Annotated in this window: 22 protein-coding genes; 8 read left to right on the top strand and 14 right to left on the bottom strand. The window is 73.7% G+C overall.

Annotated features, from left to right (window positions below; all coding sequences use genetic code 11):
• Window positions 1–91: 91 nt before the first annotated feature.
• Together SM418_RS16325 and SM418_RS16330 are read right to left on the bottom strand one after the other, a co-directional pair.
• On the bottom strand, window positions 92–1,915 hold the full coding sequence (locus tag SM418_RS16325) for a WD40 repeat domain-containing serine/threonine protein kinase (RefSeq protein ID WP_371941600.1): 1,824 nt from the start codon (window positions 1,913–1,915) through the stop codon (window positions 92–94).
• 3 nt (window positions 1,916–1,918) lie between these two features.
• A complete protein-coding gene (locus SM418_RS16330) occupies window positions 1,919–3,898 on the bottom strand; it encodes a protein kinase domain-containing protein (RefSeq protein ID WP_371941602.1) in 1,980 nt (659 codons plus the stop codon).
• Window positions 3,899–4,133: 235 nt separating this feature from the next.
• Here SM418_RS16330 and SM418_RS16335 point away from each other — a divergent pair, with 235 nt between their 5' ends.
• Entirely contained in the window at window positions 4,134–4,577 is a 444-nt protein-coding gene (locus SM418_RS16335; RefSeq protein WP_371941604.1) for a MarR family winged helix-turn-helix transcriptional regulator, read from the top strand.
• Between the two features lie 92 nt (window positions 4,578–4,669).
• A complete protein-coding gene (locus SM418_RS16340; RefSeq protein WP_371941606.1) occupies window positions 4,670–5,596 on the top strand; it encodes an LLM class flavin-dependent oxidoreductase in 927 nt (308 codons plus the stop codon).
• A 17-nt stretch (window positions 5,597–5,613) separates the two neighbouring features.
• On the opposite strand, the gene SM418_RS16345 is transcribed toward SM418_RS16340, so the two are convergent.
• Window positions 5,614–6,405 carry a class I SAM-dependent methyltransferase gene (locus SM418_RS16345; RefSeq protein ID WP_371941608.1) on the bottom strand — a complete coding sequence of 264 codons (792 nt, stop codon included), beginning with the start codon at window positions 6,403–6,405 and terminating at the stop codon, window positions 5,614–5,616.
• Between the two features lie 50 nt (window positions 6,406–6,455).
• On the opposite strand from SM418_RS16345, the gene SM418_RS16350 reads away from it, so the two are divergent.
• Entirely contained in the window at window positions 6,456–7,043 is a 588-nt protein-coding gene (locus SM418_RS16350) for a TetR/AcrR family transcriptional regulator (RefSeq protein WP_371941610.1), read from the top strand.
• A gap of 106 nt (window positions 7,044–7,149) precedes the next feature.
• On the opposite strand, the gene SM418_RS16355 is transcribed toward SM418_RS16350, so the two are convergent.
• On the bottom strand, window positions 7,150–7,917 hold the full coding sequence (locus SM418_RS16355; protein WP_371941611.1) for an FkbM family methyltransferase: 768 nt from the start codon (window positions 7,915–7,917) through the stop codon (window positions 7,150–7,152).
• A 90-nt stretch (window positions 7,918–8,007) separates the two neighbouring features.
• Here SM418_RS16355 and SM418_RS16360 point away from each other — a divergent pair, with 90 nt between their 5' ends.
• Window positions 8,008–8,202, top strand: coding sequence for a hypothetical protein (locus SM418_RS16360; RefSeq protein ID WP_371941612.1), 195 nt, complete (start codon window positions 8,008–8,010; stop codon window positions 8,200–8,202).
• A gap of 105 nt (window positions 8,203–8,307) precedes the next feature.
• Window positions 8,308–8,481, top strand: a complete 174-nt coding sequence (locus SM418_RS16365) for a hypothetical protein (RefSeq protein ID WP_371941613.1) — start codon at window positions 8,308–8,310, stop codon at window positions 8,479–8,481.
• A gap of 67 nt (window positions 8,482–8,548) precedes the next feature.
• Here SM418_RS16365 and SM418_RS16370 read toward each other — a convergent pair whose 3' ends face one another.
• The 4 genes from SM418_RS16370 to SM418_RS16385 form a co-directional block, all read right to left on the bottom strand.
• The gene (locus SM418_RS16370) at window positions 8,549–9,697 is read right to left on the bottom strand and encodes an acyl-CoA dehydrogenase family protein (protein WP_371941614.1); all 1,149 of its coding nucleotides are present in this window, start codon (window positions 9,695–9,697) and stop codon (window positions 8,549–8,551) included.
• Window positions 9,698–9,881: 184 nt separating this feature from the next.
• On the bottom strand, window positions 9,882–10,799 hold the full coding sequence (locus SM418_RS16375) for a hydroxymethylglutaryl-CoA lyase (protein WP_371941615.1): 918 nt from the start codon (window positions 10,797–10,799) through the stop codon (window positions 9,882–9,884).
• Window positions 10,800–10,875: 76 nt separating this feature from the next.
• Window positions 10,876–12,828, bottom strand: coding sequence for an acetyl/propionyl/methylcrotonyl-CoA carboxylase subunit alpha (locus SM418_RS16380; RefSeq protein WP_371941616.1), 1,953 nt, complete (start codon window positions 12,826–12,828; stop codon window positions 10,876–10,878).
• An 8-nt stretch (window positions 12,829–12,836) separates the two neighbouring features.
• Window positions 12,837–14,450, bottom strand: a complete 1,614-nt coding sequence (locus SM418_RS16385; protein WP_371941617.1) for a carboxyl transferase domain-containing protein — start codon at window positions 14,448–14,450, stop codon at window positions 12,837–12,839.
• 77 nt (window positions 14,451–14,527) lie between these two features.
• Between SM418_RS16385 and SM418_RS16390 the strand changes: the two genes are divergently transcribed.
• A complete protein-coding gene (locus SM418_RS16390; RefSeq protein ID WP_371941618.1) occupies window positions 14,528–15,133 on the top strand; it encodes an SACE_7040 family transcriptional regulator in 606 nt (201 codons plus the stop codon).
• A 28-nt stretch (window positions 15,134–15,161) separates the two neighbouring features.
• Here the strand turns inward: SM418_RS16390 and SM418_RS16395 are convergent, their stop codons facing one another.
• On the bottom strand, window positions 15,162–16,520 hold the full coding sequence (locus SM418_RS16395) for an extracellular solute-binding protein (RefSeq protein WP_371941620.1): 1,359 nt from the start codon (window positions 16,518–16,520) through the stop codon (window positions 15,162–15,164).
• Window positions 16,517–18,619, bottom strand: a complete 2,103-nt coding sequence (locus tag SM418_RS16400; protein WP_371941621.1) for a hypothetical protein — start codon at window positions 18,617–18,619, stop codon at window positions 16,517–16,519. The genes SM418_RS16395 and SM418_RS16400 overlap by 4 nt, the downstream gene beginning before the upstream one ends.
• 215 nt (window positions 18,620–18,834) lie before the next feature.
• Here SM418_RS16400 and SM418_RS16405 point away from each other — a divergent pair, with 215 nt between their 5' ends.
• Window positions 18,835–20,385 carry an AMP-binding protein gene (locus SM418_RS16405; protein ID WP_371941622.1) on the top strand — a complete coding sequence of 517 codons (1,551 nt, stop codon included), beginning with the start codon at window positions 18,835–18,837 and terminating at the stop codon, window positions 20,383–20,385.
• Window positions 20,386–20,463: 78 nt separating this feature from the next.
• Window positions 20,464–21,774, top strand: a complete 1,311-nt coding sequence (locus SM418_RS16410; RefSeq protein WP_371941623.1) for a coiled-coil domain-containing protein — start codon at window positions 20,464–20,466, stop codon at window positions 21,772–21,774.
• Window positions 21,775–21,948: 174 nt separating this feature from the next.
• Here the strand turns inward: SM418_RS16410 and SM418_RS16415 are convergent, their stop codons facing one another.
• Genes SM418_RS16415 through SM418_RS16430 form a run of 4 tightly spaced genes read right to left on the bottom strand, consistent with a single transcriptional unit; the run spans window position 21,949 to window position 25,460 of the window.
• Entirely contained in the window at window positions 21,949–22,629 is a 681-nt protein-coding gene (locus SM418_RS16415) for an adenosylcobinamide amidohydrolase (RefSeq protein ID WP_371941830.1), read from the bottom strand.
• A gap of 2 nt (window positions 22,630–22,631) precedes the next feature.
• The gene (locus SM418_RS16420) at window positions 22,632–23,402 is read right to left on the bottom strand and encodes an ABC transporter ATP-binding protein (protein ID WP_371941624.1); all 771 of its coding nucleotides are present in this window, start codon (window positions 23,400–23,402) and stop codon (window positions 22,632–22,634) included.
• Window positions 23,399–24,511 (bottom strand): FecCD family ABC transporter permease, encoded by a 1,113-nt coding sequence (locus SM418_RS16425; protein WP_371941625.1) that lies wholly within the window; start codon window positions 24,509–24,511, stop codon window positions 23,399–23,401. The genes SM418_RS16420 and SM418_RS16425 overlap by 4 nt, the downstream gene beginning before the upstream one ends.
• 25 nt (window positions 24,512–24,536) lie before the next feature.
• Window positions 24,537–25,460 (bottom strand): ABC transporter substrate-binding protein, encoded by a 924-nt coding sequence (locus SM418_RS16430; protein ID WP_371941626.1) that lies wholly within the window; start codon window positions 25,458–25,460, stop codon window positions 24,537–24,539.
• Between the last annotated feature and the right edge of the window lie 228 nt (window positions 25,461–25,688).

Genomic DNA, 25,688 nt, shown 5'->3' on the forward strand with positions numbered 1-25,688 from the left:
GTGCTGGTCATCGCGCCGTCCGCGTTGGCTTCCTCTCCTCGGCGACATCGAGGACGGTTCGCTCGGCCTCGTCCCCTGGCCTGGCGGAGGGTCAGCGGAAGGTCCAGAGGTGGGTCGTGCCGGCGCCGCTGGTCGTGGCGAAGCTCTGGCCGTCGGGGGCGAAGGTCACGGACTGGTCGTCGTCGGAGTCGCCGGGGAGCGTCGCCGTGTTGCGGCCCGTCGGGACGTGCCACAGGCGGACGTTCTTCTCGTCGGCGGTGACCAGGGTGTCGCCGTCCGGGCTGAACGCCATGGCCTGGACCTCGCCCTTGAGGTCCTTGATGGTGGATTTGAGGCGGCCGTCGGACGCCTCGCGTAGCTCGAAGCCGTAGTAGCCGCCGGTGGAGACCGCCATCAGATCCCCGGCCGGGCTGAAGGCGAGGCACGGGATCTCGGTGGCATAGAGCGGCGCGAGTTCGGTGGCGTCGCCGTTCGAGACGTCCCAGAGGGTGAAGCGTGCCGACGACATGGCCTGGACACCGGCGAGGGTCTGCCCGTCCGGGGAGAAGGCCAGCGCGTTGGCGTAGTAGGCGAACTTCCTCGGGAGGAGCTTCTCGGTGACGGTGTTCCAGATCTGGACGTGGTCGACGCTGCCGCCGGCGAGCGACCGGCCGTCCGGGCTGAACGCGAGCGCCTGGCCGCCCGGCAGGTCGGTGATGGTCTTGCGGATCCGCCCGGACGCCGTGTCCCAGAGGCGGACGGCCCCGTCGCCGCCGCAGGTGGCGAGGATCCTGCCGTCCGGGCTGAACGCCATGGGCCGCTTGTAGGTCTTGTCGTAGTCCTCGACCTTGCGGGTGGTGACCTGCGCGGTGGACAGGTCCCAGCGCAGGATCGAGGAGTAGCCCGCGCCCCACAGCGTCCTGCCGTCGGGAGAGAACGCCAGGTCGAAGATCGCGACCTCCGAACTCGGCAGGGTGATCCGCGTGGGCGTGCCGATGGGGGTCTTCGGGGCGTTCCGCCTGGCGGCGGGCGCGTCCGAGGGCCACAGCAGGACGGTCGGGACGGAGACCGCGGCGGTCGCCGCGGCGGCCGCCCCGCCGAGCAGGACGGCGCGGCGGGGGAGGCGGCGCGGCGGTCCGGCGCCGAGCCCGGTCAGGACCTCCTGGACGGACGGCCGCCGGGCGGGGTCCTTCTCCAGGCACCAGGCGATCAGCTCGCGCAGGGGCGGGTCGGTCAGGCCGGCAACGTCGGGCGGCGCACCGACGATCTTGTGGACGATCGCGGGGATGGTCGGCGCGTCGAACGGGCCGCGGCCGAGGGCCGCGAAGGCCAGGACGCAGCCGAGCGCGAACACGTCGCTCGCGGGGCCGGTGACGTCGGCGCGCACCTGCTCGGGGGACATGAACGAGAACGTGCCGACGACCGCTCCGGTCGAGGTCAGCGCGGTCGCGTCGGCCGCGCGGGCGATGCCGAAGTCGATGATCCGGGGGCCGTCGGGCGCCATGATGACGTTGCCGGGCTTGAGGTCGCGGTGGACGAGCCCGCACGCGTGGATCGCGGCCAGGCCCTCGGCGAGGCCCCGGCCCAGTTCGCGGACCGCGGGCGGTGCGAGCGGACCCTGGCGCAGCACGACCTGCCGCAGGGACGGGCCGGGGATGAACGCGGTCACCATCCAGGGCGATTCGGCCTCGGGGTCGGCGTCGACGACCTGAGCCGTGTGGAACCCGCCGACCTTGCGGGCCGCCTCGATCTCGCGCGCGAACCGGCGGCGGAAGCCGGGGTCGGCGGCGTACTCGGCGCGGACGACCTTCACCGCGACCTTGCGCCCGCTCGGCGAGGCCCCGAGGAACACCTCGCCCATGCCCCCGGCGCCGAGCCGTCCTTCCAGCCGGTAGGGGCCTGCCTGCCGAGGGTCGTCGTCGCGCAGCGGATCCACTGATCAGACCTTCCAGAGAGTCACGGTGCCGTCCGGCTTGCTGCTGCCCACGCCCGCCACGGTGTGGCCGTCCGGGGTGAGGACGACCTTCGAGACGGGCTGGGAATGTCCGACGAGAGTCGCGGTGAGCGCGCCGGTGGCGGCGTTCCAGATCCGGACGGTCCGGTCGGAGCAGGCGCCGAGGACGGACGAGCCGTCCGGGGAGAACTTGGTGTCCTTCACCGTCGCCTCGCCCGCCTTGATGACGGCCACGGTGCGCCTAGTGGCAACGTTCCAGATCCGGACGGTCTTGTCCGCGCTGCTGCTGGCCAGCCGTGTGCCGTCGGGGCTGAACGCCACGCCGGTGACGTTCGCGGTGTGGCCGACCAGCTGGCCGCGCCTGCGGAGCGTCCGGCCGTCGAGGAGCTGGACGGTGTTGCCGGGCGGCTTGTTGTAGTACCCGTCCACTCCGACCGCGACGAGCTTGCCGTCCGGGCTGTAGGCGACCGCGTTGACGCCGCTGTTGCGGAGGTCGAACGTCGCCAGCCTGCGGCCGGTGGCGGCGTCGAAGAGCTGGGCGTCGGGATTGCCGCCCGCGATCGTGCGGCCGTCCGGGCTGTAGGCCAGCGAGTTCAGTCCGAACTCGCCGCTCCGCACGTTCACCTTGATGCGGCCGGTGGCCGCGTCCCAGATGAGCAGGAGGCCGGGGGTGCTGCAGGAACTGGCCACGGACCGGCCGTCCGGGCTGAACGCGAGCGCGCTCACCCAGCCCGTCTTCTCGATCGTGCGCAGGACGCGTCCGGTGGCGACGTCCCACAGGGTGATCGTGGAGTCCAGGCCCCCGGCGGCGATGGTCCGGCCGTCGGAGGTGATGGCGACCTCGTCGAGGGTCTCGACTTTCTCGGCGGTGAGCGAGCCGCTGGGGGAGAGCAGGCCGTCCGGACGGGGCGCGGGTGCGGGCGGCGCGGCCGCCTTCCGCTCCCCGTCCCCCCGGGTCAGGAAGAGCGCGGCCGGGACGCCCGCCATGGCGACCGCCGTGGCGGCGCCCGCGCCGATGAGCAGCGCCCGCCGGCCGACGGGGGCCGGGCCGGGCGGCGCGACGGCCGGGGCGTCCTGCCGCCGGGTCGCGACGAGCGTCGCGTTGGCGTGCGTGCCGACCGCGTCGTCCGGCAGGGGCGTGCCCGCCGGTCGCGGGGCGGGGGCTTCGATGCTCTTCGGCGCGGTGATGAGCGCGTCCAGCGGGGGACGCCGCTCGGGATCTTTGGCCAGGCACGCGGCGATCATGTTGCTCAGGTCGCCGGGGAGCCCCGAGAGGTCCGGCTCCTCGTGCAGGAGGCGGTGGACGATCGCCGGGATGGAGGTGGCGTCGAAGGGGCCGGCGCCGGTCGCGGCGTAGGCGAGCACGCAGCCGAGCGAGAACACGTCGCCCGAGGGCCCCGGCGCGTCGCCGAGCACCTGCTCGGGCGACATGTAGGCGTAGGTGCCGACCACCACGTTGTGAGAGGTCAGCGCGGTCGCGTCGGTCGCGCGGGCGATGCCGAAGTCGATGATCCGGGGCCCGTCCGCCGCCATGATGACGTTGCCGGGCTTGAGGTCGCGGTGCACCAGCCCGCACGCGTGGATCGCGGCCAGGCCCTCGGCGAGCCCGGCCGCGAGCTCCCGGACCGCCTCGGGGTCGAGCGGCCCGCGTTCGGCGACCGACTGCTGGAGGGACGGCCCGGGGATGAACGCGGTGACCAGCCACGGCGACTCGGCCTCGGGGTCGGCGTCGACGACCTGCGCGGTGTGGAAACCGCCGACCCGGCGCGCCGCCTCGACCTCGCGGGCGAACCGCCGCCGGAACCGCTCGTCCTCGGCGTGCTCGGCGCGGATGACCTTGACCGCGACGCGGCGGGCGCCGGGCGAGACGCCGAGGAACACCTGCCCCATGCCGCCCGCACCCAGCCGGGCTTCCAGCTCGTACGGTCCGATCCGCCGGGGATCGCCCGGATGCAGGGGTTCCATGTGCCACCCGTCGTTGGGCCTGCAAGCGTCCGGGATTTTCTAGCAGACACAGATGTTTCTTCGACACCGGCTCGAACCCGGTGTGACGCACGGCATGAACCCTGCCATCCCCTGATGCGGGCGGCCAACGTCCCGCAGGCGCCGGGGCGGGTCGACGTCCGGCGTTAGTTCGTCGCGCGAACTAAGAGGGTACGCTTGGCGGGTGGGCAAAAATGATGATGGGCGGATCGGTGTCGTGGGGGCGCTCGTTCGGGGCGCGTTCCTGGTGAACGCGGTCTACGCCGAGTCGGCACGGGAGTACGGCATCACTTCGCAGCAGGGGCAGTTGCTGTGCGTGCTGATGGCGCAGCCGCGGGGGATGAGCGAACTGGGGGCGATGCTGGGCCTGGCCAAGTCGAGCCTCACCGGCCTGGTGGACCGCACCGAACGCAACGGCCTGGTCCAGCGTGAGCCTGACCCGCAGGACATGCGCGCCGTCCGGGTCGCGCTGACCGCGGAGGGCAGGGGTCTCGTTGACGAGTTCTATGCCGAGACCTGCCGCCGGGTCGAGAGGCTGTCGAGCGGGCTCAGCCCCGCCGAACGCGACGCGCTCGGCGGCCTGCTCGGCCGCGTCGTCCTGGACAACGAGGTCCCGGCCGTCTTCCTGGAGCCGGGTGAAGGGGCCGCGCGCGAGCACTGAGACCGCGGGGCCGCCCGCGCGAGTTGCAGTTCGTGTAACGAACTATTATCGTTCGTAGTGCGAACTCAATCTCATCTCGGGAGCGTGGAACCATGGCGGCACAGGACGTTGTCTTCGGATTCGGTGCGCACGGCGGCATCGAGGACATGGCCGAGTTGCTGAGCATCACGCGGCAGGCCGACCGTGACGGTCTCGACCACTTCTCGCTGTCGGACCACCCCTACATCGGCGAGCGCCTCGACGCCTACGCCTCGCTCGGATTCATCCTCGGACGCACCCGGCACATCGCCGGCCTCGCCAACGTCACCAACCTGCCGACCCGGCCGGCGCCCATGCTGGCGCGGACGGTGACGTCGCTGTCGGCGCTCTCCGGGGGCCGTGTCGTCCTCGGGATGGGCGCGGGCGGGCTGTGGGACCGGATCTCCGACATGGGAGTGCCCCGGCTGTCGCCGGGCGAGGCCGTGGACGCCTTCGAGGAGGCGATCGTCCTCGTCAGGAAGCTGTCGGGCGGCGGTCCGCCGGTCACCCACCGGGGCCGCCACTACCGGGTGAACGGCATCGAGCCGGCCCCGGTCGCCGCGCCGCCCGTGTGGACGGGATCGGTCGGCCGCAGATCCCTGGCCGCCACGGGACGGGTGGCCGACGGCTGGATCCCCGGTCACGGCGCGGACTGGCACAGCGAGCGCTACCGGACGTCCCGGCCGGTCATCGACGAGGCCGCGGCGGCCGCGGGCCGCGATCCGCGCGAGATCCGGACGGTCTTCAACCTTCCCGGGCGCATCACCGACCGGCCGCTGCCCGCCGTCCGCGACCGCGACCGGCGCTGGATCGGCGGATCCGCCGCCCAGTGGGCGGAGGAGCTGACAAAGGCCGTTCTCGACCACGACGCCGCGGGCTTCACGCTCTTCTCGCCCGAGGGCGGGACGCAGGATCCGGTCACCCTGGCCCGCTGGGCACAGGAGGTCGCCCCGGCGGTGCGCGAAGCGGTCGCGAAGGAGTACGACTCCGGCGTTCGTTGACGACCGGGCGCGTTCGTTCACGAAGTGCGGGTCGCCACGGCCGCCACGGTGGTGTAACTCATCGTGAAATCGCCGCCCACCGCGTCGATGGCGGCGCCGATGCCCGCCAGCACCTCCGTTTGCTGGTCCGGTGAAAGCCGGCCGTGGATGCCGGAGGTCGGCACCTGCTCCAGCCATTCGTCCCGGGTGTAGCGGCGCTCCCAGCCGAATCGCCACTCCTCGGGCTCGCCGAACGCGCCCGTCCGCCGCATGCCGTCGGACGCCGTGACGTTCAGCGCCGTGTAGGCCTCCGAGCCGACCGACATCGCGCGCTGGACGATCGGCGAGTCGGGCACCGCACGGCGGTAGACCGCGGAGATGGCTTCGCTCAAGCCGGACGGTAGCTGGAACGCGTTCCAGAACACGGCCAGGCGGCCTCCTGACCGCAGGGCCTGCGCCGCCTTGGCCGCGCCGGCCTCCGGGTCCACCCAGTGCCACGCCTGCCCGGCGACGACCGTGTCGAACGTCCGCCCGGCCGGGTCCCACGTCTCGAATGTCGCGATCTCGGTCTCGATGCCGGTGCGCCGTGCCAGTTGGGCCATCCGCTCGTCGGGCTCGACGCCGAGCACCCGGCACCCGGCCGCCTGGAACTGCCGGGCCGCGATGCCCGTCCCGCAGCCGACGTCGAGGACGTCCCGGCCTCCGGCGGCGAGGCGCGCGACGAGGGCGTCCGGATAGCCGGGCCGGGTCCGGTCGTAGCGGTCGGCGTCCGCGCCGAACGACTCCGCCATCTGCCGCTGGTGATGAGGCTCGTTGGATAGAGTGGGCATGCGCCCACCATAGTGGGCACGCGCCCACTCGTCCAGGGAAGGGGTGCGCGATGCCGACAGGGGTGGCTCTCCGGGATGTGCGCGAGCAACTGTTCGACGCCGCCGAGCGGATCCTGCTGCGGGACGGTCCCGCCGCGCTGACCAGCCGCGCGGTCACCACGGAGGCCGGAGTCGCCAAGGGGGTCCTGCACCGGCACTTCGACGACTTCGACGCCTTCCTCGCCGATTTCGTCATCGACCGTGTCGGCCGGATGGACCCCCAGGCCGCCGCACTGCGCGAGCTCGCCGGGACCGGCACGGTCGCCGACAACCTCACCGGCGCGCTGGCGGCCCTGTTCGCGTCGGTCGCCGTCGCGATCGTCCCGCTCGTCACCTTCCGCACCCAGTTGCGCGTCCGGTTGCGGCGGACCTGGCCCGCCGGGGTCCCGGCCCTGACGGAGGCCGTGGCCGTGATCGAGTCCTACCTCACCGCCGAGCGGGACCTCGGCCGCCTCGCGCCGGGCGCCGACGTCGAGACGCTCGCCCCGACCCTGATCGGCGCCGCGCACCTCCTGTTCACCGACCGGACCGGCGGCCCGCCGGAGCGTTCCGCCGTCCACAGGATGGTGACCACGGTCGTCGCCGGAGTCGTCCGGTGACCACTGATCGGCGGCGAGCGGCGGTCGCGGCGGCGATCGGTCCGCGCCGTGCCGGGGGACGCCCGCTCGGCCGCGACCGGCTCCCCGGCGACCCCGCCCCGCCGGATCAGGTCGCCGAGGCCGGCCCTCCAGGCGCCGGGCGCAGCCGGGCGTAGACGTCGCCGGAGCGGCCGCGCGGCCGGATGCGCTCCAACCGCCGCCGCAGCTCGGACGCGTCGAGCCATCGGGGGGCGGCGAGCCGCATCGTCTCGATGGGGGAGTAGTTGTACTCGTACGGGCCGAGCCGCTCCACGAGGCGCAGCGCCTCCATGGACGCGTCGTGCGCGGACGGGATGTACTCGAACGACAGTGCCGGGACCGGCCGGGAGAGCCCCGCGAGGACGTCCGCCTCGAACCCCTCCACGTCGATCTTGCAGAAGGCCGGCACCCCGTGGGCCGCGATGAGCGCGTCCAGCGTGGTCACCTCGACCTCGACCGAACGGTCCCACCGGACGCGGGCGAAGCTGCTGTCGGTCGTCACGGCCCTGATCCAGCCGGGCGACATCGAGGACACCGTCGGCGTCGCCGTGGACATGGCCAGCCGCGCCCGTCCCGGCTCCGCCCCCGCCGCACCCGGCACGATCGCGACCTCCCGGTCACGGCCGAAGAAGAGCCACAGGACGCGCAGGCAGTCGGGCTGCGGCTCGACCGCCACCACCCGCGCTCCGAGACCCCGCCACACCCGCACCCGGCCGCCCACATGGGCGCCGATGTCGAAGGCGACGTCACCGGGACCGAGGAACTCGCCGTAGAGGCGGGACGCGCGCCGATGCCAGCCGGGGACCCCGTGGTACATGACCAGCGACCGGGCGATCCCATAGGCGCGCAGCAGCATCCGCCGACCCTACCGCGCACCGCCGCCCGAGGGCCGGTGCAACAGTTTCGGGGCCCCGCGCGTCCTGGGGTCGAAGGAAGGACGGGCCATTTGGACGACGACGGCGTGACATACCGCGGCCTGGAGCGGGCCGAGCACGACCCGCGGCTGCGGGAGGCGCTGACGGCGCTTCCCCGGCGGCAGCGCGCGGTGCTGGTCCTGCGCTACCACGGTCGCCGGCGGCGCCGCACACAAGATCACCAGGCTGCCGGGGAACGGCGTGTCCACGCTCCTCATCGACGGTGACACGATCGTCTGGGGGATGAGCGACGGCGTGTACAAGGTGCCGCTGAGGGGCGGCGCGCCCGTGCAGGTCCCCGGCAGCGAAGGCTTCGGGATCGTGTCCTGGCCGTGGATCGGCCGAAGACCCACGTCCTGTACGACATCGAGACGGGCACCCTGCTCGACACCGGGATACGGCGGGGGAACGAGGTGATGGGGACGCTGCGAGACGACCGCGACCCGCAGAGTTTCCTCACGAGCAAGGACGGGACGACGCTGCTCGACTTCTCGAAGATCCGCTGAAGGCACGGCCCGAGCGCCGATCCCGCCGGCCGGCCCGCACCCGCGGGCCGGCCGGCGGGCCGTCGCGTCAGCTCGGCGGGAGGCCGAGGGCGCGGGCGATCAGCATGCGCTGCACCTCGGAGGTGCCCTCGCCCACTTCGAGGATCTTCGCGTCGCGGTAGAAGCGGCCGACGGGGTACTCGTTCATGAAGCCGTAGCCGCCGAAGATCTGCGTGGCGTCGCGGGAGTTGTCCATCGCGGCGTTGGAGGCGACCAGCTTGGCGATCGCGGCCTCCTTCTTGAACGGCTCGCCGCGCAGCAGCTTCGCGGCGGCGGCGTAGTAGGCCAGGCGTGCGGTGTGGGCGCGGCTCTCCATGTCGGCGATCTTGAACTGCATGGCCTGGTAGCGGCCGATCTCCTTGCCGAACGCCTCCCGCTCCCGGACGTAGCGGAGCGATTCGTCCACGCAGCCCTGGGCGAGGCCGACCGACAGCGCGGCGATCGCGATGCGGCCCTCGTCGAGGATGCGGAGGAACTGCGCGTAGCCCCGGCCGCGCTCGCCGACCAGGTTCTCGGCGGGGACGCGCACGTCGTCGAACGACAGCTCGCGGGTGTCGGACGACGACCAGCCCACCTTGGAGTACTTGCGCCCGACGGTGAAGCCCGGGGTGCCGTTCGGGACGATGATCGTGGAGATCTCGTTCTCGCCGGTGAACGCGGTGACCGTGACGAACGCGGTGATGTCGGTGCCGGAGTTGGTGATGAACGCCTTCGACCCGTTGATCACCCAGGAGTCGCCGTCCAGCCGGGCGGTGGTGCGCATGCCGCCGGGGACGTCCGAGCCGCCGCCCGGCTCGGTCAGCCCGAACGCGGCCAGCTTCTCCCCGGACGTGAGCCGCGGCAGCCACCGCTCCTTCTGCGCGGGGGAGCCGAACCGGTGGATCGGCATCGCGCCCAGCGAGACGCCGGCCTCCAGCGTGATCGCCACGGACGAGTCGACGCGGGCGAGTTCCTCAAGGGCGAGGCAGAGCGCGAAGTAGTCGCCGCCCATGCCGCCGTGCTCCTCGGGGAACGGCAGCCCGAACAGCCCCATCTTGCCCATCGCCGCGACGATCTCGTACGGGAACTCGCCGCGCTCGTACAGGTCCCCGATCACGGGGGCGACGCTCTCGCGGGCGAACCGCTCGACCGTCCGCCGCAGTTCCTCCTGCTCGTCGTCGAGCGTGAAGTCGATCATTGGGACCACTCCCTACTCATGGTCGCGCCTCCGGCGCTCCGGTTCGCGGCGCCTCTTCGCGCCGCTCGTCTGGCCCGACCAACCGACTCCGCCGACCAACTCGGCCTCGTCGTCCTGGTCGCTCGTTCCTCGCTCCCGCCGCTGCACGCTCCGGGGCGCGCCGCGTCGGTCCAGGCGGCGCCGCTCACTCCGGTGCGAGGGCCTGGACCACGCGGGACGGGCTGGGGCGGCCGAGATGACCGGCCATCCAGCGGCTGGTGGCGACGAGCTTGCCGAGGTCGACGCCGGTGTCGACGCCGAGGCCGTCCAGCATCCAGACGAGGTCCTCGGTGGGCAGGTTGCCGGTGGCGCTCTCCGCGTACGGGCAGCCGCCGAGGCCGCCCGCGGAGGCGTCCACGACGGTGACGCCGGCCTGGAGCGCGGCGAGGGTGTTGGCGAGGGCCTGCCCGTAGGTGTCGTGGAAGTGGACGGCGAGCCGCTCGGTGCCGATGCCCGCCTCGACGAGTGCCTCGATGAGCGCGGTGACCTGGCCGGGCGTGCCGACGCCGATGGTGTCGCCGAGGCTGAGCTGGGAGCACCCCATGTCCATCATGCGGGACGCCACGGAGACCACCTGCGAGATGGGGACGTCGCCCTCCCAGGGGTCGCCGCACACCATCGAGACGTAGGCGCGCACCCAAAGGCCCTCGGCGCGCGCGCGTTCCACGACCGGAGCGAACATCGCGAGAGACTCGTCCACCGTGCGGTTGAGGTTGCGGCGGGCGAACGTCTCGGTCGCGCTGCCGAACACGGCGATCTCGGTGACGCCGTTGGACAGCGCCCGTTCGAGACCCCGCTCGTTCGGGACGAGAACCGGGTAGCGCAGCTGCGGGGAACGCGGCAGGACGTCCAGGAGCTGTTCGGCGTCCGCGAGCTGCGGCACCCACTTCGGGTGGACGAAGCTGGTGGTCTCGATCGTGCGCAGTCCCGCGTCCGCCAGCCGGGTCACGAACTCCGACTTCACGTCGACCGGGACGACGGCCTTCTCGTTCTGCAGCCCGTCCCGGGGGCCGACCTCGTAGATCGCGACCCGCTCCGGAAGGCCGGAGAGAGGTACCCGCATCGTCATGCCCTCCTTTCCGGGGGGCGACCCCCGGACCCTCGTGTGGGGAGTTCCGACGATCCTCGCTCCGCTGCGGTCATCGGGCCTCCTCGATCACGGCCAGCACCGCGTCGAGGGCGACCTGCGCGCCCGCGCGGACCGGCAGTTTCGCCACGACGCCGGCGATCGGCGCCGTGACGGTGTGCTCCATCTTCATCGCCTCGACGACCACGAGCGGCTGCCCGGCGCCGACCCGGTCGCCCTCGGCCGCCTTGACGGCGAGGACCGTCCCGGGCATCGGGCTGCGCAGCACGCCGTCGCCGGCGGCGGCCGACGCGGCGCCGCTCTCGGCGCGGACGTGCTCGCTCAGCGCCCACGCCTGCCCGCCCCGGCCGAGCCACAGGGTATCGCCGTCGCGGGCGGCCTCGAAGGAGGTCGTCCTTCCAGCGTAGGTCAGGGTGAACGGGCTGCTCAGCGCCGCGGTGACCGGAGGGTCGCCGCCGACGGCGACGCGGGCGGACGCGGCCCGCCCCTGGACGCGGACCTCGACCGGGTCGCCGCCGGACGGGGTGATGATCCACGGCGCCCAGGCGTGCGCGCCGGGACGCCAGCCGTCCGGGACGTCCCACGGGTCCCGAGTGCCGCCGGGGCCGGATTCGAGCGCCCGCATCCGTTCCAGCGCGGCGGCGGCGAGGACCTCGGGTGGGACGGACATGCCCGCGACCAGGTCGTCGAGTGCGCGCTCGACCAGGCCGGTGTCGAGATCGCCCGACACGACGGACGGGTGCCGGAGCAGCGCTCGCAGGAACGCGACGTTCGTCGGGACGCCCAGCAGCGTGTACGACGCGAGCGCCCGGTCGAGGCGGCGCAGGGCCTCGCCGCGGTCCGCGCCGTGCACGATCACCTTGGCGAGCATCGGGTCGTAGGAGCCGCCGACCTCGGTGCCGGCGTCGAGCCCGGAGTCGACGCGGACGCCCTCGGGCTCGGTCAGCGCCAGCACGCGTCCGCCCGTGGGCAGGAAGCCGCGCGCCGGGTCCTCGGCGTAGACGCGGGCCTCGATGGAGTGCCCGTCCAGGCGGACGTCGTCCTGCGCGAACGGCAGCGGCTCCCCGGCCGCCACCCGGAGCTGGAGCTCGACCAGGTCGAGGCCGGTGACCAGTTCGGTGACCGGGTGCTCGACCTGGAGCCGGGTGTTCATCTCCATGAAGAAGAACTCGTCCGGGCGGTCGGCGGAGACGATGTACTCGACCGTCCCCGCGCCCACGTACCCGACGGCCCGCGCGGCGGCGACGGCGGCGGCGCCCATCCGGTCGCGGGACGCGGCGTCCAGCAGCGGCGACGGCGCCTCCTCGATGATCTTCTGGTGCCGGCGTTGCAGGCTGCACTCGCGCTCGCCCAGGTGGACGGCGCCGCCGTGCGCGTCCGCGAAGACCTGGATCTCGATGTGCCGGGGGTTCTCCACGAACCGCTCGGCGAGCAGCGTGTCGTCGCCGAACGACCCGCGCGCCTCGCGGCGGGCGGACGCGATCGCCTCGGCCAGGTCCGCCGCGTCCCGGACGAGACGCATGCCCTTCCCGCCGCCGCCCGCGGACGGCTTGAGCAGGACCGGGAGCCCGACCTCCAGCGCGGCGGCCTCCAGTTCGGCGTCCGAGAGGCCCGCTTCGTCCCGTCCTGGAACGACGGGGACGCCGGCCGCCGCCACCGTCCGCTTCGCGCGGATTTTGTCGCCCATCGCCTCGATCGCCCCGGCCGGCGGGCCGATGAACACCAGCCCCGCCTCCCCGCACGCCCGCGCGAACGCGGTGTTCTCGGCGAGGAACCCGTACCCCGGGTGGACGGCCGACGCTCCGGAATCCAGTGCCGCCGAGATCACCGCGTCCACGTCCAGATAGGACGGGATCCACCGGGCCTCGTCGGCCTCCCGCACATGCCGGGCCTGCGCGTCGGCGCCGGTGTGCACCGCCACGGAACGGATGCCGAGCCGCCGCAGGGTCCGGAACACCCGGACGGCGATCTCCCCGCGGTTGGCGACCAGCACGCTGTCGAACATCAACACCCTCACATCCGGAAGACGCCGTAGCCGACCGGCTCCAGCGGTGCGTTGGCTGCCACCGAGAGCCCGAGGCCCAGCACGCGCCGGGTGTCGAGCGGGTCGATCACACCGTCGTCCCACAGCCGTGCCGTCGAGTAGTACGGGTTGCCCTGCGCCTCGTACTGCTCGCGGATCGGCGCCTTGAACCCTTCCTCGTCGGCCGCGGGCCACTGCTCGCCGCGCGCCTCCATCTGGTCGCGGCGGACCGTCGCGAGGACGCTCGCGGCCTGCTCGCCGCCCATGACCGAGATGCGCGCGTTCGGCCACATCCACAGGAAGCGCGGCGAGTACGCCCGGCCGCACATCGCGTAGTTGCCGGCGCCGAACGAGCCGCCGATCACGACGGTGAACTTCGGGACGCGGGCGCACGCGACGGCGGTGACCATCTTCGCGCCGTGCTTGGCGATGCCGCCCGCCTCGTACTCGCGCCCCACCATGAACCCGGTGATGTTCTGCAGGAACACGAGCGGGACGCTGCGCCGGTCGCACAGCTCGATGAAATGCGCGCCCTTCTGCGCCGACTCGCCGAACAGGATGCCGTTGTTGGCGACGATCCCGACCGGGTGCCCGTGGACGCGGGCGAAGCCGGTGACGAGGGTGGCGCCGTACTCCTTCTTGAACTCCTGGAACCGGCTGCCGTCCACGATCCGGGCGATGACCTCGCGCACGTCGTAGGGGGTTCGCGAGTCGGGCGGGACGATCCCGTAGAGCTCGGACGGGTCGGCGGACGGCTCCTCCGGCGGCTCGACGTCCCACGGGCGAGGCTCGCGCGGCCCGAGGGTCGACACGATGTCGCGGACGATCCGCAGCGCGTGCGCGTCGTCCTCGGCGAGATGGTCGGTCACCCCGGACGTGCGGGAGTGCAGCTCGCCGCCGCCGAGTTCCTCGGCCGTCACGACCTCGCCGGTCGCGGCCTTCACCAGCGGCGGCCCGCCGAGGAAGATCGTCCCCTGGCCGCGCACGATGACGGCCTCGTCGCTCATCGCCGGGACGTACGCGCCCCCCGCCGTGCAGGAGCCCAGCACCGCCGCGATCTGCGGGATGCCCTGCCCGGACATCGTGGCCTGGTTGTAGAAGATGCGGCCGAAGTGCTCGCGGTCGGGGAACACCTCGTCCTGCCGGGGCAGGAACGCGCCGCCCGAGTCGACCAGGTAGAGGCAGGGGAGCCGGTTGTGCAGCGCCACCTCCTGCGCGCGCAGGTGCTTCTTCACCGTGACCGGATAGTAGGTGCCGCCCTTCACGGTGGCGTCGTTGGCGACGATCACGCATTCGCGGCCGGAGACGCGGCCGATCCCGGTGATGATCCCGGCGCCCGGCGCCTCGTCCCGGTACATGCCGTTCGCGGCCAGCGGCGACAGTTCCAGGAAGGGCGAGCCGGGGTCCAGGAGCGTGTCGACCCGGTCGCGGGGGAGCAGCTTGCCGCGCGCGGCGTGCCGCTCGCGGGCCCGCTCGGGCCCGCCGCGCCCCGCCCGGTCGATGCGCTCGCGCAACTCCGCGACCAGGGCCTCGTTGTGCGCGGCGCTCGCCTTGAACGCCTCGCCCGCGACGTCGGCGCGGGAGCCGATCTCGGTACCGCCCATGACCCCCCTTCCCGGTTAACGCTCATTAACAATGCCGATGTTAACGGGCATTAACAACCCTAGTCTAGACTGCCCGCATGACCTCCCGACGGACCGGGGAGCTCGGCGCCCCGCGGCCGCAGGGCCCGCCGAACCCGCGCCGGGCCGAGATCCTCGGCGCCGCCGCCGAGCTGTTCGCGCGCCGCGGCTACCACGGGGTGTCCATCGGCGACCTCGGGCGTGCCGTCGGGCTCACCGGCCCGGCGCTGTACCGGCACTTCAGCGGCAAGGAGGCCGTCCTCGCCGAGATGCTCCTCGACATCAGCGAGCGGCTGCTCGCCGAGGGCGTGCGCCGCGCCGCCGGCCCCGACCCCGGGCGCGCCCTCGACGCGCTGCTGCGCTGGCACATCGCGTTCGCGCTCGACAATCCCGCGCTCATCACCGTCCACGAGCGCGAGCTGGACAACGTCCCCGAACCGCAGCGGCACCGCGTCCGCCGGCTGCAGCGCGCCTACGTGGAGGAATGGGTCGCCGTCCTGCGCCGCCTCGCCCCCGGCCTGCCCGACGACCGGACGCGCGCGGCCGTCCACGCCTGCTTCGGCCTGCTCAACTCCACCCCGCGCAGCGCCGCGGGGCTCGACCGCGACGCCATGGGCGACCTCCTGCACGCCATGGCCCGCGCCGCCCTCGAAGGCGCCCGCTGACCCGAAGCCGCTGATTACCAGGGGCCCGCTAGCAGGACGCCGTGCGCCCGTCCAGGGACCGCCCGACCGCCTGGGCGAACGCCTCGGCGTCCGTCCCCGCCCGGTCGAAGATCTTCTGGACGCAGCCGCGGAACGTGCCGGTGAACGTGCTGTAGTGCGGCGTCACCGGGCGCGGCTCCGCCCGGCCCAGCGCGGTCACCACGGCCCGTCCCAGCTGGCCGAGCTGCGCCTCGGTGGGCAACTCGACCTCGCCCGGCCCGGGCGGCTCCCCGGTCAGGGTCGAGCACGCCGGCACCTTCACGTCGGCGGGGGAGTGGTGCCCGGGCGACAGGCCGAGCGCCGAGTACCGGCCCGGTGCGAAGCCGCCGCAGGAGAACAACAGGCGCTGGCTGCTCGTCCCGCTCAGGAACTCCACGAGATCGGCGGCGTCGCCGGGGTTCGGGGAGTGCCGCGACACGGCGAGGTTCTGCCCGCCGAGGACGGTGCGGCCCGGCAGCGCGGTGACCCCGAACCGCAGCCGCGCGCCGTCCCGCATCCGGGGCTCGGACGCGAGCGCCGAGAACGCGTACGGCCAGTTGCGCATCAGCCTCGTCCCGGACGCGAACGCCTCGATGCTCTGCAACTCCCCGTACTGCCGCGACGCGGCCAGCGATCCGCGCGCGCGGGGAGCCAGCCGGGTGAGCGCCGGATACACCTTGGACCGCAGCTCGTCCTCGCTCGGGCGGTCCTCACCGGTGAGCCGCCCCGCGCCTCCGTCGTTCCACACCGACTCCAGCGCGTTGACCGTCAGCCCCTCATAGTCGGCGAGCTGCATCGCGACGTCGGACGAGAGCAGCCCCTGCCACGCGGTCGGCAGCGCCGCGCCCTCCCGGTAGTAGAGGAGCCCGACGTCCACGTTGAACGGGACGGCGTACTGCTCGCCGTCCCATTCGCCCGTCCGCAGCGCGGCGGGGAAGAAGTCGTCCAGATCGTCGATGCCGTCGAGCGGGCGCAGGTAGCCGGCGTCGACGAACTGCGCCGTCCACGTGTTGTCCGTGATCAGGACGTCGTAGGCGCAGCTCCCCGACTCCTGCACGGCCTTGATCTGGCTGTGCTGCAGGTCGGTGGACTCCGACACCTCGACCAGCGTGGCGTGCGGGTGCGGGCTCCCGTCCGGGCGGAGGCCCTCGTTCCACTGCCGGATCAGCGCGCGCCGCTGGTTCTTCAGGCTGACGTCCGTGCCGCCCGCGACGAACAGCTCGGACCGGTCGCAGTCGGCCTTCATCGCCGGATAGGACGCGTCCGGCCACAGGATCACGACCAGCCACGCGACCAGCACCAGCGCCGCCCCCGCCGCGGTGCTGATCCACGCCCCGGGGCTGTGCGGGAGGAACCGCTTCCCTGTCATCGCAGCTCCGACAGCAGTTCGGCTGCCTGCTCGGCCTCGGGCGCGTCGGTCAGCGCCACGCACCCCCTGCCGTCCTTCGGGGCGAGCGCGGCCACGATCTGCTTCACGGGCGACGAATCGCACGTCGCGGGGCCCGTCAGCACCACCGTCAGCCGCAGCCCCGGATGCCGCCCGCGGAACTCGCCCGCCAGCCACTTCACCCGCGACGCGAGCGCCGGGTTCGTGGCGGAGATCTGCCCGTCGGTGACGAGGATGAGGTTCTGCCGGCCCGGTCCGAGGTCGGCCGCCGCGATCGCGTCGCTGAGCGGCTGGTCGGCCCCGCCGGACGCGACCGCCTGCAGCCGGCTCGTGATCGCGTTCTGCTGCTCCGGGGAGGCCGCGTCCCGGGGGACGTTCCCGAACGTCTCGGCGCCCGTCGGCGACGCCGTCGCCGACGACACCCGGAGGCCCGCGCGGTCGTTGCTCTGGAGTTGCGACACCAGGCTGCGCAGGAACGACGTCCCGCGCCCGAGCCGGGAGCCGCCGCGCGCCCGCGCCGCGCCGCCCATCGAGCCGGACACGTCCAGCAGCAGTGACACCGACGTCCGCGGGCGGGCCGCGCCGATGCGGTCGAGCGTGTCCTGCACGCCCTCCGGCCGCCGCAGCCCCACGGCGGACGGCATGACGCGGTTGCCCACGACGCTCTGCAGCCGCGACAGATGATAGTGCCGGGTGTCGCCCTCGCGGGCCGGCGGGATCACGCCGCGGTCGTCGCGGAAGCCCTGCAGGGTCAGCGGGTCGCGGTCCAGCCAGCGGCGGAACGCGGCGACCGCCGCGTTCCGCTCGCGCGTGTCCTGGCCGCGCCACCTGACCTGGACGAACGGGTAGTCGAGCGTCGGCAGGTCCGTGGCGTAGTAGGGGTGCAGGCGCCACCCCGCGTACGGGGCGGCGTCCGGGTCGACGGCGCCGCAGCGGTCGCCGAGCGGCCGTCCCATGTCGTAGTCGTGCAGCACCTGCTCCGGGACCGCCACGGCGAGGTCGTCGGGAGGCTCGGAACTCTGCGCGGCGGCCCGCTCCCGGAACCGGCACAGCAGCGACACCGCGTCCGGGGCGACCAGGTCGGCGGGCTCGGCGAACCGCTCGTCCTCCGCGTCGCCGCCGGGCGTCGCCGCGTACAGCGCGGGCGTGACGGCGAGCGCCGCCGCCGACGTCTCGGGGACGGGGCGGGCGATCGCGGTCAGCTTCACGCCCGCGTCCGCGACCCGCTCCAGCAGCGCCGCCGTGCCCGGCGCGATCGGCGCCGCGATCGGGTCGGCCACGGACTCGTGCGCCTTGGTGAACAGCGCCAGCACCAGCGGCGACGACCCGACCGAGCCGCGCACGCGGAAGACCGGGTCGCCCTTCGCGGGCGGCGCCCCGCCGCTCAGGCCCGCCGCGCCGGTCTGGCCCGGCCCCTTGGGCACGAAGTCGTACTCGGCCGTCGACGAGGGGATCCAGATGTCGGGCTGCGGCCCGAACAGCTGCTGGCCGTCGGCGTGGCCCGCGTCCGCCGCCTCGCTGCGCCGCCACAGCAGCCGGAACCCGTCGTACAGCGGGACGGGCCCGGACTCGGGGACGACGGTGACGCTGTACTTGCGGCAGCCGCCGTCCTCGCTGTCGTTCGCGAACTCGGCCGCGGCGGCGCGCAGCGGCGTGAGCGTCTCCGGCGCGGTCAGCACCCGCAGGTCGAGGGGCTGACCGCACGAGCCCGCGTCCGCGCGGAGCCGGTACGCGCCGGTGCAGGCGAGCAGGACCAGCGCCATCACCGCGGCGCCTCCGAGCCCCCACGCGAGTGTCGCGCCGCCTCGGCGCAGCGTCGTCGACACCTGTTCCAGGACGTCGTGGGCGATGCCCGGGTAGAAGACGAACAGGCCCGCCGTCAGCAGGGCGATGACCAGCAGCGTGATGGCCGCGTTCAGCCAGAAGGCGCCGTGGACGAGCGTCACCCCGAGGCTGACGATCACCGTGGAGCACAGGTCGAGGAACATGACCTGCATGAATCCGCGGAACCAGCCGGGAAGTCCGTCCTGCCGCCGCGACGACTGCGACCGGCCGCCGTCCCCCTCGTGCGGTCCCGTCATGCACGCCCCATCGCCGCGTAGGTCTCGGTTCTCGGCCCCCCGGCACTGACACCCGATGATACGTAATCGGACGATCGTGGTCAGGGCGGTTCGATGGCCGGGGGCGGTCGATCTCCGCCCCGCCCGCGCGCCCGACCTCCTTGACGGACCGCCAGCAAGACGGGTCAGATGGACCGATATCGCCCGGCCGCCGGATCCGCACAGAGGAGCGCCGCATGAGTGTCGAGGATGTCGGCTTCTACCAGATCGCACAGAACCATCCGGAACGTCGTGCCGTGCTCGCCCCGGGCGGACCGGTGACGTACGGCGAACTGCATGCCGAGGTGAACCGTCTCTCCCACGCGCTCGGCGACATCGGCCTGCGTCCCGGCGACGCGCTGGCGACCGTCCTCGGCAACCGGCGCGAGTTCCTCACCGTGATGCTGGCCGCGATGCAGTCGGGGCTCTACCTCGTCCCGGTGAGCCGCCACCTGGCCACGCCCGAGATCGCCTACATCCTCGCCGACTCCGGAGCCAAGGCCGTCGTCACCGAGAGCGGGTTCGCCGGGCAGGTGGCGCGCGCCGCCGACGAGGCGGGCCTCCCCGCGGCGGGGCGGGTGAGCGCCGACCCGGCCGAGGGCTACCGCTCGATGGCCGGGCTGTGCGCCGCGGGCAGCGCCGACCCGCCCGGAAAGCGGCAGATGGGGTCGGTGATGCTCTACACGTCCGGGACGACGGGACGGCCGAAGGGCGTCCGGCGGCCGCTGATGGACATCCCGCCCGAGCTGGTGTTCGAGGTCATGCGGCAGACGCTGATGCGGCACCTGAGCCTCGAACCCGGCGACGACGAGGTCCACCTCGTCGTCGGTCCGCTGTACCACTCGGCGCCGTGCGTCCACTCGCTGATGGCGCTCAGCCTGGGCCACGCCGTCGTCATCTCCTCCCATTTCCGGCCCGAGGAGACCCTGGAGCTGATCCAGCGGCACCGCGTCACGAACTCGCTCATGGTGCCGACCATGTTCCACCGCATGCTCGGGCTGCCGGACGAGGTCCGCGCGCGGTACGACGTGTCGTCGCTGCGGCAGGTCTTCCACACCGCGGCGCCCATCCCGCTGGAGACCAAGCAGCGGATGATGGACTGGTGGGGGCCCGTCCTCTACGAGTACTACGGCTCCACCGAGAGCGGCCCCGTCGTGGTCGCCACCCCGCAGGAGTGGCTCGCCCACCCCGGGACGGTCGGACGCGCGGTCGAGGGCGTCCAGATCAAGATCCTCGACCCGGAGGGCGCCGAGCTGCCGCCGGGGGAGACCGGCCTGATCTACGCGAGCGGGCAGCCCGGCTTCGAGTACCACGACGACCCGGACAAGACCGCCGCCTCGATGCGCGGCGACTTCTACACGCCCGGCGACCTCGGCCGTCTCGACGACGACGGCTGGCTCTACATGAGCGACCGGCGCACCGACCTCATCATCTCCGGCGGCGTCAACATCTACCCGGCCGAGATCGAGTCGGTGCTGCTGCAGCACCCGGCGGTCGGGGACGCCGTCGTGATCGGCGTGCCCGACGACGACTGGGGGCAGCGCGTCGTCGCCCTCGTCGAGCCCGCCGAGGGCGCCGAGCCCGGCGAGGAACTGGCCGCCGACCTGCTCGCCCACTGCGAGCCCCGGCTGGCGAAGCTGAAGCACCCCCGGCGCCTGGAGTTCCGCGAATCGCTGCCGCGCACCCCGTCCGGCAAACTCAGCCGGCGCCGCGTGCGCGAGGACTACCTGGGGGAACGGCCGGGCTGAGCCCGCCGGGACGAGCGGGACTCGAAGTCGCCCGCGGAAACGTCGAACGCCTCTGGAAGCCCGTGCGTACAACGGCACATGAAGGACCAGAAGGTCGCCCCGCTCGACGACGTCGACCCGCCTTCCGCCGCCCCGACGAAGACCGACCTTCCCGTCATCACCGACCCGGCCGCCCACGCGGACGCCTACGCCGAGGAGGAGGCCGCGCCCGGCGCCGACTCTGGCGGGCGCGCGGCCGGCGATGACGACCGCGCCGGGATCGCACGCCCCGGTGACCCGGTCGCGGTCTGGCCGTGCGCCGGCTGCGGACGGCCCGTGCCGCAGCCGGTGCGCGGCGCCCGCACCGTCCGCTACTGCCAGGACGGCGACGGCGCGTGCGAGCGCGCCGCGCGGGAGAACCGCGAGCGGGGTCTCGCGTCCCCGGGGCTCACCGGGCAGGTCGCCTGGGCGTGGGAGATGGTCGACCGGCTGGAGAGCGCCGCCGACCGGCTCGCCGGTTCGCTGATGTCGGAGCTGAGCGTCGCCGGCGTCGAGCGGCGGGCCACCGACGCCCGCGCCGAGGCCGCCGGGCACGTCGCGAGCGCGCAGCGCGAGCGCGACGCCTCCCAGCGGCAGGCCGAGCTGGCGTGGCGAGAGACGGCCACCGCCCGCGCCCGCGCCGAGGCCGCCGAGCAGGAGGCCGCCTCCGCCCGCGCCGAGGCCGGGCGGCTGGCGGCCGAACGGGACGCCGCCCGGCGGGAGTCGGAGGAGGCCAGGGACGAGGCCGAGGGCGCGACCGCCGCCCGCCTGGCCGCCGAACGGGACCGCGACCGCGTGGCGTCCCGCGAGGGCGAACTGCTCGCCTCGCTGGAGAGCGCCCGGTCCGAGCTCGTCACCCTGCACGGGCGGGTGTCGCAGGCCGAGACGCTGGTCGAGGGACAGCGCGTCGAGTCCGCCGCCGCCGAGCGCACCGCCGAGGACCTGCGCTCCGCCGTCCGCGACGCCGAGGCCAAGCGCGGGCAGGCCGTCGCCGACCGCGACCAGATCCAGGCGCGGGCCCGCGAGCTGGAGCAGCACAACTGGCGGCTGGCGCGCACCGCGGAGGAGCTGCGTTCGGCCGTGCGGGCGCTGACCGCCGAACGCGACGCCGCGCGCGTGGAGGCCGACCGGGCCCGCCGCCGCGTCGACGCGCTCACCGCGCTCACCGATCCCTACGAGACCGGCCCGCGTCCGGCCGTCGACCGGGAGCCGCCGACCGGGCTGCATCCGCTGCCGCCGATGGACGCGCCGAGGGGCGGCGGATCGCTGCTGGACGGCGGAGACCCGCTCGCCACCGACCCCCGCATCGGCCCGCTCAACCGCACCGGCCCGCCGAACCGCAACGGACATCGCCTGCCCCACGCCGGCTGAGCACCCTGCCGGCTGAGCACCCTGCCGGCTGAGCACCCTGCCGGTTGAGTGCCCTGCCGCCCGAGTGCCCTGCCGGCGGAGTGACGCGCAAGTAGGAGGTGAGGCCCAACCCCCACACACTGCACTGGCCCTGAACCGGCCGTCGTACCGCACCGGGGTGGTACGGCGGCCGGCCTAGTCGCGGGAGTCCAGATACCGGGTGTAATCGAGCGCCCCGGCGTGCACGGCGGCGTGGACGGCGCGGGCGATCCGTGCGCCCCAGGTCGAGCGGGGCCCCGCGAAGACCTCCGGCTCCGCGCCCGTCGCGGCCGCCACGCAGACGGCGTCGGACGCGGTGCCCGTGCACGGGTAACCCGCCTCCAGGAGCGCCTGCGTCTTGGCCTCCGTCGCGGTGACGACCGCGTTCACCAGCGCCGCGTCGTCCAGCGGGACGGGCACGGCGACGACGATGTTGACGGTCCCCGGCGTCCAGGCGGGCCGGGACGTCCCGTCCAGCGGCGCGAGCTCGGGGTCGGGTGCCCCGGCGGGGGCCGCGGCCCAGGTCGGGACGCGCAGCCCGACCGTCGCCGACACGTGCACGCCCTCGTCGTCCCGCCGCATCGTGCGGGAGACGGAGGCGGCCGTGAGCATCCCGACGCCCGGCCCCTCCAGCCCGTACGCCGCGGCCAGCTCGGCCAGGTGGACGGCGGGGTCGGTGCGCGAGTAGGCGCCCGCGACCTGCGCGTTCAGCACCCAGCGGGCCGTTCGGATGCCGCCGCCCAGCATCGCGGACGAGATCGTCCGGTACCCGTCGCCGGCCCGCCACAGCGTCGCCGCGAGGCGCTTCCCGTCCTCTTCGCGCCATACGGTCTCGATGTTCACGGACGCTCCAGCGACAGGATCGGCCGGCCGCCGGGGCCGGTGGTGACGTGCACCCGCGCGTCGAAGTGCTTCTCGACGGTCGGGCGCGTGAGGACCTGCTCGGGCGTGCCCGCCGCGGCGACCCGCCCCTCGGAGATGAGGACCAGGGCGTCGGCGTACTGGCCGGCGAGGGTCAGGTCGTGGATCGTGGTGACGACGGTCAGCTCGTCGGACAGCCGCAGCTGGTCGACCAGTTCCATGACCTGCTGCTGGTGCCCGATGTCGAGCGCGCTCGTCGGCTCGTCCAGCAGGAGGACGGACGTCTGCTGCGCCAGCGCGCGCGCCAGCACCACCCGCTGCCGCTCGCCGCCGGAGAGGTGATCCAGGGAGCGCCCCGCGAACGCGCTGAGGTCGAGACGGTCGAGGACGTCCGCGGTGATGGCCCGGTCGCGGGCGCTCTCCCGGCCGAGGTGCGGGATGTAGGGGGAACGGCCGAGGAGGGTGTAGTCGAACACCGTCATCCCGGCGGGGAGATTCGGGCTTTGCGCGGCATAGGCCACCATCCGGGCCCGCTGTCGCGGCTTGAGCCGCTGGACGTCCTCGTCCGCCACGCTGATCTCGCCGCGCGAGGCCACGAGGCCGAGGACCGCGCGCAGCAGCGTCGACTTCCCGGCGCCGTTCGGCCCGATGATCGCCGTCCAGGACCCGGCCGGGACGTCGAGCGACACGCCCTCCAGCACCGGCCGGCCGCCGAGCGCCACGTCCAGGTCCCGCACCCGCACGGTCACGTCTCCACCGCCCTGCGGGACGCGCGGAGCACCACCACGAAGAACGGCCCGCCGACGAACGCCGTCACCACGCCGAGCGGCAGCTCCCCGGGGCTGATCACCGTCCGCGCCACCAGGTCCGCCACCTCCAGGAACGCCGCCCCGCCGAGCAGCGACAGCGGCAGGACGACCCGGTAGGAGCCGCCCGCCAGGCGCCGCACCAGATGCGGCACGACGATGCCGACGAACCCGATCAGCCCGCTCACCGCCACCGCCGACGCCGTCGCCAGCGACGCCGCGACCAGCACGGTCAGCCGCACCCGCGCCGCCGACAGCCCGAGGCTCGCCGCCTCCTCGTCCCCGACGCTCAGCACGTCCAGGAGCCGGCCGTGCGCCAGCAGGACGACGGTGGAGACGAGCGCGTACGGGGCGACCAGGGCCAGCTGGCGCCAGTCCGCCGAGCCGACCCCGCCGAGCAGCCAGGAGAAGATCCGCTGCAGTTCCTCGGCGTTCAGTTGCTGGATGAACGTCTGCGCCGCCGCCAGGAACGACGACACCGCGACCCCGGCCAGCACCAGGGTCGCCGCGCCGTCGCGACCCGCCGTCCGGCCGAGCGCGTAGGCCAGGAAGACGCCGCAGACGGCGCCCGCGAAGGCGGCGAGCGGCACGCCGTAACCGGGATCGCCGGGCACGAGGACGATCACCAGCGTCGCCCCGACCCCGGCCCCGGCCGCCGCACCGAGCAGGTACGGGTCGGCGAGCGGGTTGCGGAACACGCCCTGGTATCCGGCGCCGGCCATGGCGAGCATCCCGCCGACCAGCGCCGCCATCAGGGCGCGCGGCACCCGCAACTCCAGCAGCACGCTCTCGTCGATGACCCCGAACCCGGAGTCGACGTGCACGAACGGGATCGTGTCGGCGAGCGCCTTCAGGACCCCGCCGGCGGGCAGCCCGGCCGCGCCCACCAGCACACCGGCCAGCAGCGTCGCCGCGAGCAGCGCGACCGCCGCCGCGAGCGGCAGCGGCCGAAGCCTGGCGTGGGACGCGGTCTCTCGTTCGCGGACGCCCGGGGCCGTCCCGGCGATGCCGGCCGGGACGGCCCCGGAGCGGGGGGTGCGTCTTGCTTTCATGAGCGTGCGTGCCCGGCCGGCGCGGTCACTGCACCTTCTGGACGGCGTCGCCGATCGCCTTGACGAACTCGGGCAGGCGGGGCCCCCAGCGGGAGGCGATGTCGTCGTCCATCTCGACGACGTTCTTGTTCTTCACCGCGTCGAGGCCGGACCAGCCGGGGCGCTTCGGCAGCGTGGCGCCGTTCTGTCCGCAGCACTTGGTGTCGGCCAGGAAGATGAGGTCGGGGTCCTGCTTGAGCAGGTACTCGCGGGACAGCTGAGGGTAGCCGCCGGTCGCCTTGTCGGCCTTGTCGGCGACGTTCTCCAGGCCGAACAGCCCGTACACCTGGCCGACGAACGTCTTCGACGTCACCGAGTGCAGCTGGTTGTCGAGTTCGTGGTAGTAGGTGAGCCCCTTGGCCTTGGACGACGCGGCGACCGTCCGCTGGATCTCCGCCTTCATGCCGCCGGTGAGCCTCCGGGCCTCGGCCGCGTGGCCGGTGGCCAGGCCGAGGTCGTCGATCTCGTCGTAGGCGTCGTCCAGCTTCGTCGGCGCGGGCTCCAGCAGGACGGGGATCTTCACCTTCTCCAGCGCCTTGACGACGCCGTTCAGGTCGTCGGACACGACGACGAGGTCCGGCTTGTAGGCGATGATCGCCTCGGCGTTCGGCTTGAAGCCGGACAGCTTCGTGCGCGGCGCCTCGGCCGGGTAGTTCGAGAAGTCGCTGACCGCCACCACCTGTGAGCCGGCGCCGATGGCGAACAGCGTCTCGGTGTGGGTCGGGGCGAGCGAGATGATCCGCTTCGGCCTGGCGGGAACGGTCACCGCGCCGTTCGCCGCCTGGACGACGACGGCCTGCGCGCCGTTCGCCCCGCCCTTGGCGGCGTCGTCGCCGTCACCGCCGCATGCGGCCGTGACCATGACGATGCCGATCGCCAGCACCGCGCCGAAGTTACGTACGGGTCTCACCAGAAGCCTCCAGGCTGCCGGGAAGCCGCGGCCCGCTCATGACGGATCGCCCTTCCACGAGGTCGAAAATCGTCGGCGCGCGAGGAGGCGACCTGGCTCGGCCACTTCGAGAGGGGCTCCACAGTTGCGGGACAGCGCCGGGTTCACACCGGACTTCGCTCCATGGCGCGCAGCATCGCAACGGTATCAGCCCTCGTATCCGGATCTGTCCGGGTAGCCGGAGTGACT

Origin of the sequence: Actinomadura chokoriensis, from assembly GCF_041463665.1 — a bacterium.
GTDB classification, from domain to species: Bacteria; Actinomycetota; Actinomycetes; order Streptosporangiales; family Streptosporangiaceae; genus Spirillospora; species Spirillospora chokoriensis_A.

Excerpts from the sequence above, each read along its gene's own strand:
- SM418_RS16345 (WP_371941608.1), bottom strand. The coding sequence starts at position 6,405 with ATGCCCACTCTATCCAACGAGCCTCATCACCAGCGGCAGATGGCGGAG.
- SM418_RS16370 (WP_371941614.1), bottom strand. The coding sequence starts at position 9,697 with ATGATCGACTTCACGCTCGACGACGAGCAGGAGGAACTGCGGCGGACG.
- SM418_RS16355 (WP_371941611.1), bottom strand. The coding sequence starts at position 7,917 with ATGCTGCTGCGCGCCTATGGGATCGCCCGGTCGCTGGTCATGTACCAC.
- SM418_RS16340 (WP_371941606.1), top strand. The coding sequence starts at position 4,670 with ATGGCGGCACAGGACGTTGTCTTCGGATTCGGTGCGCACGGCGGCATC.
- SM418_RS16380 (WP_371941616.1), bottom strand. The coding sequence starts at position 12,828 with ATGTTCGACAGCGTGCTGGTCGCCAACCGCGGGGAGATCGCCGTCCGG.
- SM418_RS16350 (WP_371941610.1), top strand. The coding sequence starts at position 6,456 with ATGCCGACAGGGGTGGCTCTCCGGGATGTGCGCGAGCAACTGTTCGAC.
- SM418_RS16395 (WP_371941620.1), bottom strand. The coding sequence starts at position 16,520 with ATGACAGGGAAGCGGTTCCTCCCGCACAGCCCCGGGGCGTGGATCAGC.
- SM418_RS16405 (WP_371941622.1), top strand. The coding sequence starts at position 18,835 with ATGAGTGTCGAGGATGTCGGCTTCTACCAGATCGCACAGAACCATCCG.
- SM418_RS16390 (WP_371941618.1), top strand. The coding sequence starts at position 14,528 with ATGACCTCCCGACGGACCGGGGAGCTCGGCGCCCCGCGGCCGCAGGGC.
- SM418_RS16410 (WP_371941623.1), top strand. The coding sequence starts at position 20,464 with ATGAAGGACCAGAAGGTCGCCCCGCTCGACGACGTCGACCCGCCTTCC.
- SM418_RS16385 (WP_371941617.1), bottom strand. The coding sequence starts at position 14,450 with ATGGGCGGTACCGAGATCGGCTCCCGCGCCGACGTCGCGGGCGAGGCG.
- SM418_RS16425 (WP_371941625.1), bottom strand. The coding sequence starts at position 24,511 with ATGAAAGCAAGACGCACCCCCCGCTCCGGGGCCGTCCCGGCCGGCATC.
- SM418_RS16330 (WP_371941602.1), bottom strand. The coding sequence starts at position 3,898 with ATGGAACCCCTGCATCCGGGCGATCCCCGGCGGATCGGACCGTACGAG.
- SM418_RS16400 (WP_371941621.1), bottom strand. The coding sequence starts at position 18,619 with ATGACGGGACCGCACGAGGGGGACGGCGGCCGGTCGCAGTCGTCGCGG.
- SM418_RS16375 (WP_371941615.1), bottom strand. The coding sequence starts at position 10,799 with ATGCGGGTACCTCTCTCCGGCCTTCCGGAGCGGGTCGCGATCTACGAG.